This window comes from Streptomyces sp. NPDC002602, from assembly GCF_042889445.1.
Classification (GTDB): domain Bacteria; phylum Actinomycetota; class Actinomycetes; order Streptomycetales; family Streptomycetaceae; genus Streptomyces.
This window is the reverse complement of the sequence record NZ_JBIAQX010000009.1, coordinates 168,677-181,866: the sequence shown is the minus strand read 5'-3', so window position 1 is coordinate 181,866 and position 13,190 is coordinate 168,677. Positions and strand designations below refer to the sequence as shown.

The window sequence follows — 13,190 nt, the reverse complement described above, 5'->3', positions numbered from 1 at the left end:
TCGCCGTGACCGTACCCCGCGCCATGACGGCGCCTGACGCGACAACCGAGGAAGACCATGGGTTGGAAAGGCACACGCAAGACGGCCACGTCGGCCGCTCTTGCCGGAGTGGTCGCCCTCGTCCTGGCAGGTCCTCCCCCAGCCGACAGCGAACCCCGGACCGGGACCGCGCCGTCGTTCGAGACGGTGGCCGTACGACAGGACACTTCCCCGACGCCGCCTACGCCCCGCCTCCCCCGCGACTTCCGCGGCAAGGGCAAGTGGATCGTCCGGGACCTGGACATCACGGTGCCGTTCACCTGGGAGGGGAGGGACGGCGACAGCCAGATGACGGCGGGTGGCCCGCAGTACCCGATCTGGTTCACCAACCTGATCTACCACGACACGCTCTACACGCTCACGTACAAGTGGCCCGGTCTGACCGAGCATCCCTGCTCACGCATCCCGGGCTTCAACCTGGAGGCACTGAACCAAGGGTTCGAAGGCGCCCGGTTCGTCGGTCGGGAGACCCTGCGACACCCCCACTCCCAGCGGCACGTGAACCACTGGAGGGTGGGCGTGGTCCTCCCGAAGCTGCCCCCCGGGAACCATGCCCGTCTGCCGCTCGCACTGGGCGACATCTATGTCGACGAGAACAACCGGGGAACCTTCTGGCAGGTCCTGCAGTTCGGTATCCAGAACCTCTACGACCCCGAGCTCGACGAGTGGCTGGTCATGGACACCTTCGAGCACCGCCCCGGGACCGTGACGCTCCCCCGGCGGTGCGAGCCGCCCCGCTAGGCCGACAGCACCACCGACCCCGCGCAGGGCGTCGGCTCGGCGCGTACGGCCCTCCCCCGTGCGTCGTCAGCCTTCGAGGTGGCGGGTGTCTCCGAGACGGACGAGCTGACGATTGTGGAAGAAGTCGTCCTCGCGGAGATGGGTGATGCTGCCCGAGGCGACCCGGAAGTTGACGTGCCCGAGGGATTCGATCGGCATGCCGATCCAGGCGGCCACCACGAAGGTCAGCGCGAAGCCGTGCGTCACGATCACCTGGTGCTCGTACGGGTGGGTCAGGATCCCGTCCATGGCTTCGTAGATCCGTCCGGCGAAATCGGCCCGCGTCTCCGCTCCCTCGATGCCCTCGTCGTGACCCATCCGGTCGCCGGTCGCGGGCGGGGGGACGAACCTCTTGTCCAGCCACTCCTGGGGCCTGCCCTCGGCCTCTCCGTACGACTTCTCCCGCAGCCGGCGGTCCAGGGACGCCTCCACACCGAGCAGACCTCCGATCTCCTGTGCGGTGCGCCGGGTCCGCCGGAGGTCCGAGGAGATCAGTTCGACTTCGGCGTCCTCGGGGATCTCGGCCCGCAGGGCGCGGGCGATCGCGGCCGCCTCCCGCACTCCTTCGGGGGTCAGCGTGGAATCGTGCCATCCGCCGACCAGGCCCTCGACGTGGTGGCTCGCCTCCGGGTGGGTGACGACGTGGATGCTGCGCACCGGCGCACCTTTCTCTTGAAGGGTTCCTGCCTTGATCCGGGACGTTACCGCGTGCGCGCCACCCGGGTGACGGGGTCTCACGGAAGGGACAGTTCCAGGATCATCAGGCCCCACACCAGTCGAGCCTGGTCGCGGCGGGCGGCGTGCGTGTCCAGGACCTCGCGGACGGCGGCGCCGCTCAGGAATCCGTCGGTGCGCAGGCGGGGCCGGGCCAGCACGTCGGTCGCGAACTCCCAGAGCTTGGTGCCGGGTGCCAGGAACGCGTCGACGGGGAAGGTGAAGGGTTGTTTCTGCCGTGTGCGCACCGACTCCGGGACGAGCGGGGCGCCTGCGTCCCAGAGGATCCCTTTGCGCCGGACCGCCGTGGCCTTCAGGGGGTCGGGGGTGCGCCGCGCGAAGTCGGTGACGGCCGGCTGGCAGTAGGGCACCCGGCCCTCGATCCCGTGGGCCATGGAGAGGTGGTCGAGCTTGCGGAGGTTGAGGCCGGGGAGTTTGTACAGCCGGTCGAAGGTCAGCAGTTGCTCCAGGCGCCCGGGGGCCGGTGGTCCGAGCAGTTCCCGCGCGCGGGCGCGGCTGCTCCCGCCGGAGTCGAGCAGCGCCCGGTACTCGGGCGTGTAGAGCCGTCGGTAGCGCGCGTGTGGGACCAGTGAGAGCCGGTCCAGGTAGTGCTCGCGCCACGTGTCGTCGGTGGCGGCGAGGGCGGTGCCGTAGCGGCGGTAGCCGCCGAACTGTTCGTCAGCGCCGTCGCCCACGAAGCACACGCGGAAGGAGCGCTCGGCGATCTCCCGGAAGAGGACGTAGGCGCTCAGCGCGTGGGGCGTCGCGTTGGGAGAGCCCAGCGCCGCCACCATGGGCGGGATCAGTTCGGGCAGCTCCGCCTCGCGGATCTCGACCACTTCGAGCGGGATGCCGGCGTGCGCGGCGGCGTCCCGCGCGTAGGTCTCCTCGTCGGACGGGTGAGTGCCCTCGTGCGTCACGTGGAAGGCGGTGACGTCGGTGCGGCGGCGGCCCAGCAGGGTCGCCAGGACGGCGGAGTCGAGACCTCCGGAAAGCTGTACGGCCGCGGGCGCGGACTGGAGTGACATCCGCTCCACCTCCCCGGTCAGGAGGGAGCCGAGGCGGGCGGGGGTACAGGTGTCGTCGGGCGGGGGCGTCTCGGTGCGCCGCGGTGCTCGGACGACGGTCGCGTGGCCGTCGTGGAGCAGGTGTTCGCCTGCCCGGAGGGTGGAGACGCCCGCGTGCAGCGATGAACCGGGCGGCAGGCACTGCCAGTTCAGGTAGTGGTCGACGGCGTACGGATCCACGTCGGGGCGGCCCGTCCGCAGGGCGGTGAGTCCGTCCGGTTCGGATGCGAAGGTGACGCCGTGCGCGGTGGCCTCGTAGTACAGGCTCTTGACGGCCAGCGGGTCGCTCCACAGTTTCAACCTCCGTCCCGAGCGCAGGTCCACCAGGGCGATGGCGTACATGCCTTCGAGCCGGTCCACGAAGCGGTCGCCGTGGAGCTCGTAGTAGGGAAGGAGGACGGAGCCGTCGCAGTCGCCGTCGACGTGCACCCCGTGCGCGGCGAGTTCCCGCCTGATGGCGCGGAAGTTGTAGATCTCGCCGTTGAACACGGCGTGCAGCGAGCCGTCGGCGTTCGTGAACGGCTGGCGGCCGTGCGACGGGTCCTGGATCGCGAGGCGGTTGCAGCCCAGGCCCCAGTCCTCCCCCCGGACGTGGGCCTGCCGGTCGGGGCCGCCGGGCAGTTGTGCGTCGCGCGCGGCCTCCATCGCGCGCACGTCGCGATCGGATCCGAAGTAGCCGTAGATCCGGCACAAGGGGGTCTCCCCGGGTGGTCGACGAAGGCCCGGCGGGCCTCTCAGGCGGACTTGTTGTTCTCCCCGACGGGGGCCGTGCGGCCCTTCGCCCACTCCTGGAGCGGCAGGTGGTGCGGAGCCGCGCCGCGGGCGGTCATGGCGGAGAGCAGCTCGCGCAGGGAGGGCAGGCCGGGCTCGGCCTCGCGGGCGCGGAAGCAGTACTCGTTGGAGATCTCGGCGTTCCAGGTCATGCTCTCGTGCAGTTCTTCCTTCAGCAGGCCGAGGAAGTCCGCGCGGCCCACGAACGCCTCCGCCTTCTCGCGGCCGGCCCGGATCTCGGCGAAGGCGAGGTCGATGAGGTCGAGCCATTCCAGGACGGCATCGGCGACATCGGCCTGTGGCCCGACGCCGAGAGCGTTCAACTCATCGAACCGGTCCGACAGTTCGGCCGGGAGAGGGAGGCGGGCGAGGAAGCGGGCCAGGTACTTCGGGTTGCGGTTGGTGTTGCCGTGGACGTGCGTCAGGCCCCGGAAGGTGTCGACGCCCAGCTTGCGCGCCGCGATCAGCGCCGACGCGTGGTCTCCTTGCGCCCACATGCCGGCCAGGTCGCGGAAGTCGGGGTAGCTGCCGACGGCCGCGCGGAAGGCCGTGTAGGCGACCTCCCCGGGGCGTACCTCGGCGGTGAGTTCACGGAACGCGGCGGCGTGGGTGAGCGGGATCCCGTACGTGAGCCGCGACAGGACCCGGAAGTCGACGGCCGACGCCGCGAAGCCGGAGGACTTGCGGGCTCGGGTCCGCATCTGGGCGTAGAGCCGCGCGTGCGAGGTGAGCATGGCGGCGACCTCTTGAACCGTCCAGTACTCGACGTCCACGCCGAGCAGGCTGTGGGGCAGGTAGTCGAAACTCGCCTTCACCCGGTCGCCGCTGGTGTAGTACCGCATGTGCTGCTCGCGGGGGAAGGTGTCCCGGTGGAACCTCTCGTCCTTCGACCGGGCGATGACGCAGAAGTCGAAGTCCGAGGACGGGGTGCCCGAACCGTCCACGAGCGAACCGGACAGCATCAGGATGTCGTCGTCGGCGAGGTGGATCTTCGCGAGGACTGCCTCCTCGTCGAAGTCGTCCATGCCGGAGACCGCGGCGACGTGGGTACGGAAGGAGAGCACGGCTGCCCTGCCCCTCTCTGTTCGGGGTGCGGTGTCCCGGCCGCCGACCGGCCGGGTGGAAGGGGGGACGACGGTCGTCAACGACCGCTCACCGGTGGCGTCCCGGGCCGGCCGGTGTGGCTGGGTCGGTGGGGCGTTGTTCCGGGGAGCGTGCCGGCACCCGGGCGCGGAGGTGGCCGGCGAGTCGCGCGACCTCCCGGCTCGCGTCCTCGAACGCGTACCGGAAGCGGAAGGTGGGCAGGGCGGCGAGGGCGTCGCGGGTCCGGCCGGCAGCGGCGTCGTCCGGTGCGTGGCCGAAGATGTTGAGGTGTTTGTTGGGCAGGCCCAGGACGTGGCGCTCCAGCAGTCCGGCGCGCTCGGTCAGCGGTACGTCCGTCGCGCCGGTCTCCGACGGGGCGTCGGCGAGGCCGAGGTGGACGATCGCGTCGACCGCGGCCGACCGGCCGATGCGGGTGTCCAGCAGGTTGGCGTACTCCCATGGGTAGATGAGGGCCGTCCCGTGCTCCTCGACGCCCGACTCGCGCAGGCTCCCCAGCGTCTGGTTGGCGGGATGCGTCAGCGAGGAGCGCGCCGCCCTTGCCGCCTCCCGCCCGAACAACAGGTCCAGGGTGTCCAGCCGTACCGAGACGGATCTCGGCCACCCGACGCCGCGGACGCCGCTCCCGTCCGGTTCCGCCGTGAGGCTCACGTCGTCGTTGCACACCATCACGCCCGCGCCGTGCAGCACGCTCGCCATGACGAAGGTGGTCTTGCCGGCCCGGCTGCCGCCGACGAGGGCGACGCCCAGTCCGTCCAGTTCCACGAGCCCGGCGTGCAGGAAGAGCATGCCCTGTCGGCTCGCCGTCGAGCGGTGGATCGCCCGGGTCGCCCGCAGGAGTGACTGGGTCACCCACGCCTCGCCCCGGGGGGCCAGGTGGTAGAGGGTCTTGCGGGCTCGATCGACGGCGTACCGGACGCTCGTCTCACCCTGCGCGGTGACCGTTTCCGGCCTGGCGCTCGCCGGTGGTTCGGTGTCGGCGACGACCTCCCAGGCCCCGGGCGGGCAGGGGCCCGGTTCGAGGGACAGGTAGGGACGTGCGAGGCGGTCGATGTGCCGCGCCACGGACGGCGAGCACGTCAGGCCGGTGTTCTCGACGTGTGAACGGACGGTGTACCGGTGCGTGGGTGCGCTCGATGCCATGCCGCATATCACCCCCGTGTCTGGGTGGGGTCCCGCGTCGTGCCGGGTCCCGGTCTTCACGGCCGATCATGACAAGGACGGCGGGGCCTGTCCCGGGCGATTCCGCAGAGCGGAACGGACGTGGGATTCAGTCGGGTTCCGAGACCATCGGCCCGCGGGTGTCCCAGCCCAGTTCGTCGAGCCCCCGGAAGAACCGGCCGTTGGACCGTGCGGCGGGCACGCCCAGTAGTCGCACCAGGTCGTCGGCGGCCGGAGCGGGCTCGTTCGGGGCCTCCGGCGTCCCCATGTCGGTACGGATCCAGCCGGGGCAGTACGCGAAGGAGGCCAGGTCGCCGGGGGTCGCGGCGAAGTGCCGGGCCACCGAGAGGACCAGGGAGTTGGCCGCCAGCTTGGACGACCGGTAGGCGAAGGAGGCCCCGTCCGCGTCCTGGAGGCGTCCCATGCCCGAGGAGACGCAGACGATCCGGCCCGAGCCCCGCGCGAGCATCCGGGGGGCGTACCGCAGGACCAGTCGCGCGGTGCCGAACAGGTTGACCTCGTAGGTGTCGCGCAGGTCGTCGAGGGTGAGCGAGAAGAGGTCGCCGTAGCCGCCCCGGGGATCGTCCAGGTAGACGCCCGCGTTGCCGACGAGCACGTCGACGTCCTCGGTGGCGAAGAGGTCCTCGGCGATGGGTTCGCGCAGGTCGAGGACCCGGTAGTCGTCGACGTGGTCGCCGCCCGGCGAGGGCGACAGGCCCACGCCGAGGACGCGGTAGCCGGCCGCGCGGAGCGCGCGGCACAGGTGGACCCCCAGGCCCCGGGAGACACCGGACACGAGTGCATTCGGCATGGCGGCGAGCGTAGCCGCCGCACGGGGTTCTGTCCGTACCGCGGGCCCCGGGTTCGGGCCGGCGCGACGCGGCCCGTCTTGCCGTGCGCCGTGTCGCACGGCGGGTCGGCCGGTTAGTCTGGTGCGCCCGATCAAGGGACATCCGAGGAAGGGGAGGCGTCGGATGCACACGCACCGACTGCTCGTCACGGGGCCGAGTGGGGCGGGCAGTACCACGCTCGGCCGCGCGCTCGCGACCCTGTGGGCGGCGGCTCACGCCGACGTGGACGACTACCTGTGGCTGCCGACCATTCCGCCCTACACCGACAAACGTCCCGTCGAGGCACGTCTGGCGCTGATGGACGCGCTGTTCGTGCCGCGCGCCGCCTGGGTGCTGTCCGGGACGCTGCGGGGTTGGGGCGACGAGGTCATCGCGCGCGTCGACGGCGTGGTGTTCCTGACCATCGACCCGAAGGTCCGGATGGACCGGCTGATGCGCCGCGAGGTCGTCCGGTACGGCGACGACATCGGCTCCGGCGGGGAGCTGGAGACGGCCCATCACGACTTCATGGACTGGGCGAGGGGCTACGAGGACACCGACGTGCCGGGCCGCCGGTCCAAGGACGAGCGCTGGCTGGCGGGACTCACGTGTCCGGTGCTGCGGCTGGACAGCGCCCTGCCGCTGGACAAGCTGGTCGCGGCGGTGACCGACTGGTTCGAGGGCGGTGCGGCGGGCCGGCCCTGGTGACGGGAGCCGGGCCGCCCACCGTCGCCGGGGTCGTCGAGCTCATCGCCGCGGGGCAGGCCGAACTCCTCGACGGCCGGGGCCTCAACGCCTCCCACCGGGTGGCCTGGGGCGGCCGGGCGCTGTCGGTGAAGGTGCACTGTGCGGAGCGCTCCTCCGCCGCGGAGTTCCGGCGGATCGGGCGCGTCGACTCCGCCCTGCGCGGCACGCCCTGGTACCCGCCGGTGCTCGACCTGGGTTTCCACGGGGCGGAGCGACCCCGGCTGGTGGTGGTGCGTCCGTACGCGCCCGGATCGCCGGCGGACGACGCGCGGCGGCACATCGGCGGGGTCGTGGACGTCCTGGCCGACCTGGTGGCGCGTGCGGAGGGGGTGCGGGCCGAGGAGACGCTGGTCGGGGACTACGCCTCGCCGTGGCTGGACGGGGCCCGGTCGGAGCGCTCACTCGTGGACCCGCTGCTGACCGGTGAGTGGCGGGGGCTGGGCCGCGCCATGGACAGGCACCTCGGCGAACTGCGGCGCGGCGCACAACGGTTGACGAGCGCGGACGGCCTGCGGGTGCACCACGGCGACCTGCACGGCCGCAACCTCATAGCGCAGGGCCCCGGCCGGTTGACGGTGATCGACTGGGACGAGGCCGGGTTCTCCCGTCGGCCCGCCGACGCGGGCAAGGCGCTGTGGCTCTCCTGCCGCCTCGGGCGGGGGGACTTCGCGCTGGATCCCGAGGCGACGGGCCTCTTCCTCGGCCGGCTGCACACCCGCCTGGGCATCGCGTACTCCGACGCCCGCGATCTGGCCCGCCTCGGCGCCCTGTGGTTCCTGCCCAGGCACGACCACGTCACCCTGCTGGGGCAACGTGACGCGGGCCTGGGCAGTTGGTACCTCGGCTGGGTCCTGCGCTTCTGGAGGCGCTTTCGCGGGAATCTGGACCTGGTCACCAGGACGGCCGCGGAGTTGGAGGCGGGCGGGCCCTGAACCGGGTCCCGGCGGGCGCCCTCACCTGCGTACGCGGTCCTCGAAGTCGGCCGCGAGCCTGGCCACGTCGGCCGCGCTGCCCACGGAGCAGCGCAACACGGGCAGTTTCGCCAGGTGTTCCAGGAAGGCGTCGAGGGAGGGGGGCTCCGCCCGCCGTCGGACGGGGACGTCCAACCAGTCCTCGCCGTACAGGTTGTCGTCGAGGGAGAAGCAGTTCCGGGTGATCACCTCGGCGGCGTGGGCGGCGCTCGCGGGGGCGAGGGAGTAGCCCGCCTCGCGGTCCACGCGGGGCAGGATGACGCCCGCCAGCGGGGCGTTGGGCACGACCCGGACGTCGAGGTACCGGCCGACCTCCTGTGAGCTCAGTTTCAGCTTGTCCTCGCCCTGGAACCGGTCCCAGTCCGATCCGGCCTGCGGGAAGCCCGCCCGCACGGACCAGGATCCGAAGTCGGTGACGCCCATGACGTCGAGGGAGCCCTTGTTGACGGCGAGCGGCAGCGGGCAGGCCGTCACCTGGTAGCCCTGTCCGCGCCGGTCGAGGTGCATGCGGTCGTTGCCCATCCAGCCGGCCGAGGGCAGCAGCCGGGCCAGCGCGATGGCCGTCGTCGACTTGCCGGCCCCGGAGTCACCGATCACCAGGTGGGCGCCGTCGTCGTAGACGAAGGCGGAGGAGTGCAGGACCAGCGAGCCCTCTGCCTTGGCGATCCTGGTGGCCACGTCGCGGATGATCCGGGTGAGCCACCGGTCCCCCAGTCCGGACCGGGGGCGCACGAGGGTCATGCGCCCCTCGGTGCGGATGAGGGCGGCCACCTCGTCGGAGTTCTGGTCCCGGAGCACGAAGACGGTGTGGCCCTCGCCGTCGAAGCGGGGCTGTCGGTAGTGGCGGGTGAGTTCGTACACGCCCCGTACGGCCGTCTCGGCCGACCACTGGAGCAGCTCGGCCACGGCGGAGGGGTCCCGGGCCACGTCGGCGATCACGAGGTCCGGATCCCCGTCCCGGTCGGTCTCGGCGACGCCGAGCATGCCCGGCGGGCAGAAGGTCTCCGAGACCAGGCCGGCGGCCTCGGGCGAGTTGGTGACGATCTTCAACGTCTGGTCCCGGACGCGCAGGAACCGGGTGGTCGCCCCGTCCGGGTCACGGGATACGAGGTCACTGACGAACATGGGGACTCCACGGGGAAGGGTCGGGAACTTCCTGCGGGGGTGTCGCGGTGGCCGGCCGAACGGCCGCCACCCCGGCAGCGGTCAGAACAGCGGGCGGGTCACGGGGGCGCCTCGGCGGAACACGGTCCAGGTCCTGAACCCGATCTCGCCGAGCACCTTGGCCACCTCCGGGTACTGGTCGGCGACCCGTTCGGGGACGTGGGCGTCGGAGCCGAAGGTGATCGGGACCCGGAAGTGGTGGGCTCGTTCGAGCAGGTCGAACTCGGGATACCACCCGCCGCACATCTTGGTGCCGCCGGAGGTGTTGATCTCCATGACGGCGCCGGAGTCCCGGATCGCGCGGAGCATCTCGTCGGAAGCGGCGGGCGCGGGAACGGCGCCCAGCCGCGGGTGGTTGCCCTTCAGCGCGTCCACGTGGCCCATGACGTGGAACAGGCCGGAGCGGGCGCAGGCGGCGATCTCCCGGAAGTAGCGCGACTTGATCGCGCCGAGGTCGTCCTCCTGCACGCTCTCCCAGCGGGTGACGTCGAAGATGTCGCGGCCCTCGAACATGTGGACCGAGCCGATGACGTAGTCCAGGGGGTACGCGCTCAGCTCCTTCGTGTACGCGTCCGTCCGCCCGCGGAAGAAGTCGGCTTCGGTGGAGACGAGGATCTCGATGCTGCCCGCGAACTCCTCCTTGAGGGCGAGGGCCTCGGCGATGTAGGCGGGGAACTGCGACTTCGGCATCGCCACGCGGGGCAGTGCCTGGTCCACCTCCTCCGCGAACATCGGGGTGTGGTCGGAGAGTCCGAGGACCTTGACGCCCCGGTCGAGCGCCGCCGTGACGTAGTCCCGCAGCGATCCCGTGGCGTGCCCGCAGCGCTGGTGGTGGGTGTGCAGGTCTATCACCGCTCACACCGCCAGGTATCCGCCGTCGACCGGCAGGTCGGTGCCGGTGATGAAGCCTGCCTCGGCGGACAGCAGGAACGCGATCGGCGCCGCGATCTCCTCGGGGTCGGCGAACCGTCCCAGCAGGAACTTCCCGCCGTGTTCCGGGGCCGCCTCGGCCGACGCGCGGTCGAGGCCGAGGGCCTCGCGGTGGTGGCGCTCGTTGTTGGCGTTCCACACCGTCCCGGGGCTCACCGAGTTGACCCGGACGCCCCGGGGGGCCAGTTCCTGGGCCGCGCAGCGGGTGAAGCCCAGCACCGCCGACTTGCCGGTGTTGTAGGTCAGGTATCCGCTCTGCGCGATGTGCGCGGAGATCGAGGCCATGTTGACGATCGCGGCCCCGGCCGCGTCCTGCGGCAGTCCGGCGACGAACTCCCGGGTGACCAGGGACAGTCCGACGATGGTGGGGTCGAGTGCGGCGTGCCACTCCTGCGGGGTCGCGTCCAGGCCCTTGAAGACGAAGCCCGCGGCGAGGTTGACCAGCAGGGTGGGCGCCGACCAGCCGGCCGGGAGGCCGGCGAAGGCCGCCCGTACGGCCGCCTCGTCGACCACGTCGCCCACGGCCAGACTCACCTCGTGACCGCGCTCGCGCCACTCCTTGACCGCGGCGCGGCCGTGCTCGGCGCTCTTGTCGAGGACCAGGACACGGCATCCCTCCGCGCACAGTCTCCCGACCACCGCGGCTCCGATGCCCTGGGCGCCGCCGGTCACCACGGCGGTGCGCCCCGCGAGCCCCCGTTCGAGGGTGTTCATGTCGTCCCCAGCCCCTTTCCGGTGGCCCATGCGCGTACGTGGTCGAGCGCGTCCTCGCGGGGCAGCCCCTCGGTGGCGCCGTGCGGCGAGAAGGTCTCCCCGGAGTCCTCGGTGAGGTTGCGGTCGTCGGCGAGCTCCGTCACCGACGCCGCCGGGACGCCCCGCTCGGTCAGGCTCGCGCCGAAGGCGGTGCTCTCGATGCCCCGTCCGTCGGCCGCCTCGAAGTACCGCCAGGCCTGGAACATGCCCTCCAGGTGGCCTGCCGACAGGTGGACGGCGTTGCGTCCCTCGGAGACGGCGATGCCCTGGCCGCGGGCCAGGGTTCCCAGTGCGCCCCGCAGGGAACCCGGGGCCGCCCGCCCCGGATGGAGGGCTCCCAGGACCTCCCCGCGCAACGCCTCCATCTCGCGCCGGCTATGGCATTCCAGGAGTCCGACGAGTGCTCCGGCCACGGTGTAGCCCTCGGCGAGGGCCGGCAGGAAGCCGTTCAGGACGATCACCGGGCGGCCGTTCAGCTCGGTCGCCGAGGCGTACGAGCCGGAGCCCAGCTTGTGGATGCCCGCGTCCCGGCAGCGCTCGTCCAGGGCCCGCGGGGTGAGGTCGGCCTCCCGGGTCATCGCCTCGTGGGCCCCGAAGACCTCGCCGGTACCCGTCGTGCCCATCAGCGAGCGCAGTTCCCGCCGGGCACCGGAGGTGAGCACCGAGGGCCCGTCGGCGGCCAGCCGGTGCAGGCGCGGGTAGTGCAGGAGCAGGTACCCGCGCCGCGCGAACTCCCCCGCCGGGACGACGGCCGCGCGACGGACGTCCACCTCCGCCTCGCCGAGCACCCGTACCGCTTCGGCGGCCGCCTCGGGTGCCGCGGACGGGGTCATGACCTCCGGCTTGACCAGGACTACGAAGTGGCTGCCGGTCGCGGGCGGGGCGGTCGGGGCCGGTCCGGTGTCCGTACGCGCTCCGGCGGCGCGCGCCCGCGTGACGAGGTCGCGGGCCTGTCGGGCGGTCACCACAGCGTGATGCCCTTCTCGATCAGCTCGACCGTCAGGTCGGCGGAGCTCGCGACGGTGGCCTCCACCAGGGCGCGCAGGGCCGGCTCGTCCGCGTCGGGGGTGGTCACGACGACCTCGTCGGGGTGCTCCAGCGGGGCCTCCTTGGAGGTGAAGATGTGCACCTGCGCGGGTCCGCCGAACTCCTCGTGGACCTGTTGGGCCAGCCGCATGGCCATGACGTTGTAGATCTTCCCGGTGTGGTCGAGGGGGTTCTTGCCGGCCGGCGCCTCGATGCTCATGGGACGCATGGGGGTGATGAGGCCGTTGACCCGGTTCCCCCTGCCGACGACGCCCACGTCGCCCGTGTCCGCCACCGACCCGAGGGCGGTGAGGTAGGGGCGGCCGTTGCGGTCGGTGGCGTTCACCAGGAGGCGGACATCGTGGATGCCCAGGGAGGCGATGTACTTCTCCAGTTCCTCCCGCACGACGGCCTTGCGCGCCAGGTAGTGGTCCATCGACTCGATGTGGGCCGCCAGGAAGGGCATGTTGACGACGAGGCTGAAGGCGTCCCGGCGCCTGCTGCCGAACACTTTGACGTCCCAGCCGGAGTCCGGGTGCCGCTGCTTGAAGGGGGCGCCGTTGACGAGTTGTTCCAGCCCCAGCACCACGCTCTCCAGCCGGGACAGCGGGGCGTAGCCGTGGAGCAGGTTGGTGTCGTTGGACACCAGTCCGCCGGAGCGCAGGGGTACGAGGTCCCTCGGCGAGGCGGGCTGGTAGCGGGAGCGGCCGCGGCCCGAGCCCTGGTGGTCGACGACGCCGAGTTCGACGACCAGGTGGCGGGCGGCGTCGAAGCCGGTGGTGACTTCCGCCAGGACTTCCGCGGCCGCGCGGAAGACGAGTTCCTGGACGGGGATCTCGACGGCTCCCACCCGGAAGGCGGCCTTCCCGAAGACCATCACCCGGTACGGCGAGGTGAGTTCGCCCCGGCCGTAGTCGGTGTCCGCCCCACCGCCGTAGAGCGTGACCTTGTCGAACCAGTGGTGGGCGACCCCGCCGAACTCCTTGAGGCAGTGGAGGGAGTAGAAGCGGGACATGCGCTCCGCGATGGCGTCGCACATGGTGTCGGGGTGACCCACTCCCTTGCGCTCGACCAGTTCGTAGGGCAGGTCCTCGACCGAGCGGGAGTCGCGTTGTATGGACAGCATGGACCGTCTC

Annotated in this window: 13 protein-coding genes; 3 read left to right on the top strand and 10 right to left on the bottom strand. The window is 71.9% G+C overall.

Features of this window, described 5'->3' with window-relative positions; translation table 11 throughout:
- Window positions 1–57: 57 nt before the first annotated feature.
- Window positions 58–780, top strand: a complete 723-nt coding sequence (locus tag ACFYW3_RS23995; protein WP_389387260.1) for a hypothetical protein — start codon at window positions 58–60, stop codon at window positions 778–780.
- Between the two features lie 66 nt (window positions 781–846).
- On the opposite strand, the gene ACFYW3_RS23990 is transcribed toward ACFYW3_RS23995, so the two are convergent.
- The 5 genes from ACFYW3_RS23990 to ACFYW3_RS23970 form a co-directional block, all read right to left on the bottom strand.
- Window positions 847–1,476, bottom strand: coding sequence for a histidine phosphatase family protein (locus ACFYW3_RS23990; RefSeq protein WP_351750879.1), 630 nt, complete (start codon window positions 1,474–1,476; stop codon window positions 847–849).
- Between the two features lie 77 nt (window positions 1,477–1,553).
- Entirely contained in the window at window positions 1,554–3,293 is a 1,740-nt protein-coding gene (gene asnB, locus ACFYW3_RS23985; protein WP_389387259.1) for an asparagine synthase (glutamine-hydrolyzing), read from the bottom strand.
- A 41-nt stretch (window positions 3,294–3,334) separates the two neighbouring features.
- On the bottom strand, window positions 3,335–4,435 hold the full coding sequence (locus ACFYW3_RS23980; RefSeq protein WP_389387258.1) for a hypothetical protein: 1,101 nt from the start codon (window positions 4,433–4,435) through the stop codon (window positions 3,335–3,337).
- 88 nt (window positions 4,436–4,523) lie between these two features.
- Entirely contained in the window at window positions 4,524–5,615 is a 1,092-nt protein-coding gene (locus tag ACFYW3_RS23975) for a hypothetical protein (RefSeq protein ID WP_389387257.1), read from the bottom strand.
- Window positions 5,616–5,742: 127 nt separating this feature from the next.
- A complete protein-coding gene (locus ACFYW3_RS23970; RefSeq protein WP_351750886.1) occupies window positions 5,743–6,444 on the bottom strand; it encodes an SDR family NAD(P)-dependent oxidoreductase in 702 nt (233 codons plus the stop codon).
- Between the two features lie 163 nt (window positions 6,445–6,607).
- On the opposite strand from ACFYW3_RS23970, the gene ACFYW3_RS23965 reads away from it, so the two are divergent.
- A complete protein-coding gene (locus tag ACFYW3_RS23965; RefSeq protein WP_351750888.1) occupies window positions 6,608–7,171 on the top strand; it encodes a hypothetical protein in 564 nt (187 codons plus the stop codon).
- Window positions 7,168–8,142 (top strand): phosphotransferase, encoded by a 975-nt coding sequence (locus ACFYW3_RS23960; protein ID WP_389387256.1) that lies wholly within the window; start codon window positions 7,168–7,170, stop codon window positions 8,140–8,142. Before ACFYW3_RS23965 ends, ACFYW3_RS23960 begins: the two co-directional genes overlap by 4 nt.
- A 21-nt stretch (window positions 8,143–8,163) precedes the next feature.
- Here the strand turns inward: ACFYW3_RS23960 and ACFYW3_RS23955 are convergent, their stop codons facing one another.
- The 5 genes from ACFYW3_RS23955 to ACFYW3_RS23935 all read right to left on the bottom strand — a co-directional run bounded on the left by ACFYW3_RS23955 (window position 8,164) and on the right by ACFYW3_RS23935 (window position 13,180).
- Entirely contained in the window at window positions 8,164–9,306 is a 1,143-nt protein-coding gene (locus ACFYW3_RS23955; protein WP_389387255.1) for a hypothetical protein, read from the bottom strand.
- A gap of 81 nt (window positions 9,307–9,387) precedes the next feature.
- On the bottom strand, window positions 9,388–10,197 hold the full coding sequence (locus tag ACFYW3_RS23950; protein WP_351750891.1) for a histidinol-phosphatase: 810 nt from the start codon (window positions 10,195–10,197) through the stop codon (window positions 9,388–9,390).
- Window positions 10,198–10,200: 3 nt separating this feature from the next.
- Window positions 10,201–10,989 (bottom strand): SDR family oxidoreductase, encoded by a 789-nt coding sequence (locus tag ACFYW3_RS23945; protein ID WP_351750893.1) that lies wholly within the window; start codon window positions 10,987–10,989, stop codon window positions 10,201–10,203.
- Window positions 10,986–11,993, bottom strand: coding sequence for a hypothetical protein (locus tag ACFYW3_RS23940; protein WP_351750895.1), 1,008 nt, complete (start codon window positions 11,991–11,993; stop codon window positions 10,986–10,988). The genes ACFYW3_RS23945 and ACFYW3_RS23940 overlap by 4 nt, the downstream gene beginning before the upstream one ends.
- The gene (locus tag ACFYW3_RS23935) at window positions 11,990–13,180 is read right to left on the bottom strand and encodes a methionine adenosyltransferase (protein WP_351750896.1); all 1,191 of its coding nucleotides are present in this window, start codon (window positions 13,178–13,180) and stop codon (window positions 11,990–11,992) included. The genes ACFYW3_RS23940 and ACFYW3_RS23935 overlap by 4 nt, the downstream gene beginning before the upstream one ends.
- Window positions 13,181–13,190: the final 10 nt, after the last annotated feature.

Coding starts and splice junctions, on each gene's coding strand:
- ACFYW3_RS23995 (WP_389387260.1), top strand. CDS start 58: ATGGGTTGGAAAGGCACACGCAAGACGGCCACGTCGGCCGCTCTTGCC.
- ACFYW3_RS23975 (WP_389387257.1), bottom strand. CDS start 5,615: ATGGCATCGAGCGCACCCACGCACCGGTACACCGTCCGTTCACACGTC.
- ACFYW3_RS23970 (WP_351750886.1), bottom strand. CDS start 6,444: ATGCCGAATGCACTCGTGTCCGGTGTCTCCCGGGGCCTGGGGGTCCAC.
- ACFYW3_RS23965 (WP_351750888.1), top strand. CDS start 6,608: ATGCACACGCACCGACTGCTCGTCACGGGGCCGAGTGGGGCGGGCAGT.
- ACFYW3_RS23955 (WP_389387255.1), bottom strand. CDS start 9,306: ATGTTCGTCAGTGACCTCGTATCCCGTGACCCGGACGGGGCGACCACC.
- ACFYW3_RS23945 (WP_351750893.1), bottom strand. CDS start 10,989: ATGAACACCCTCGAACGGGGGCTCGCGGGGCGCACCGCCGTGGTGACC.
- ACFYW3_RS23935 (WP_351750896.1), bottom strand. CDS start 13,180: ATGCTGTCCATACAACGCGACTCCCGCTCGGTCGAGGACCTGCCCTAC.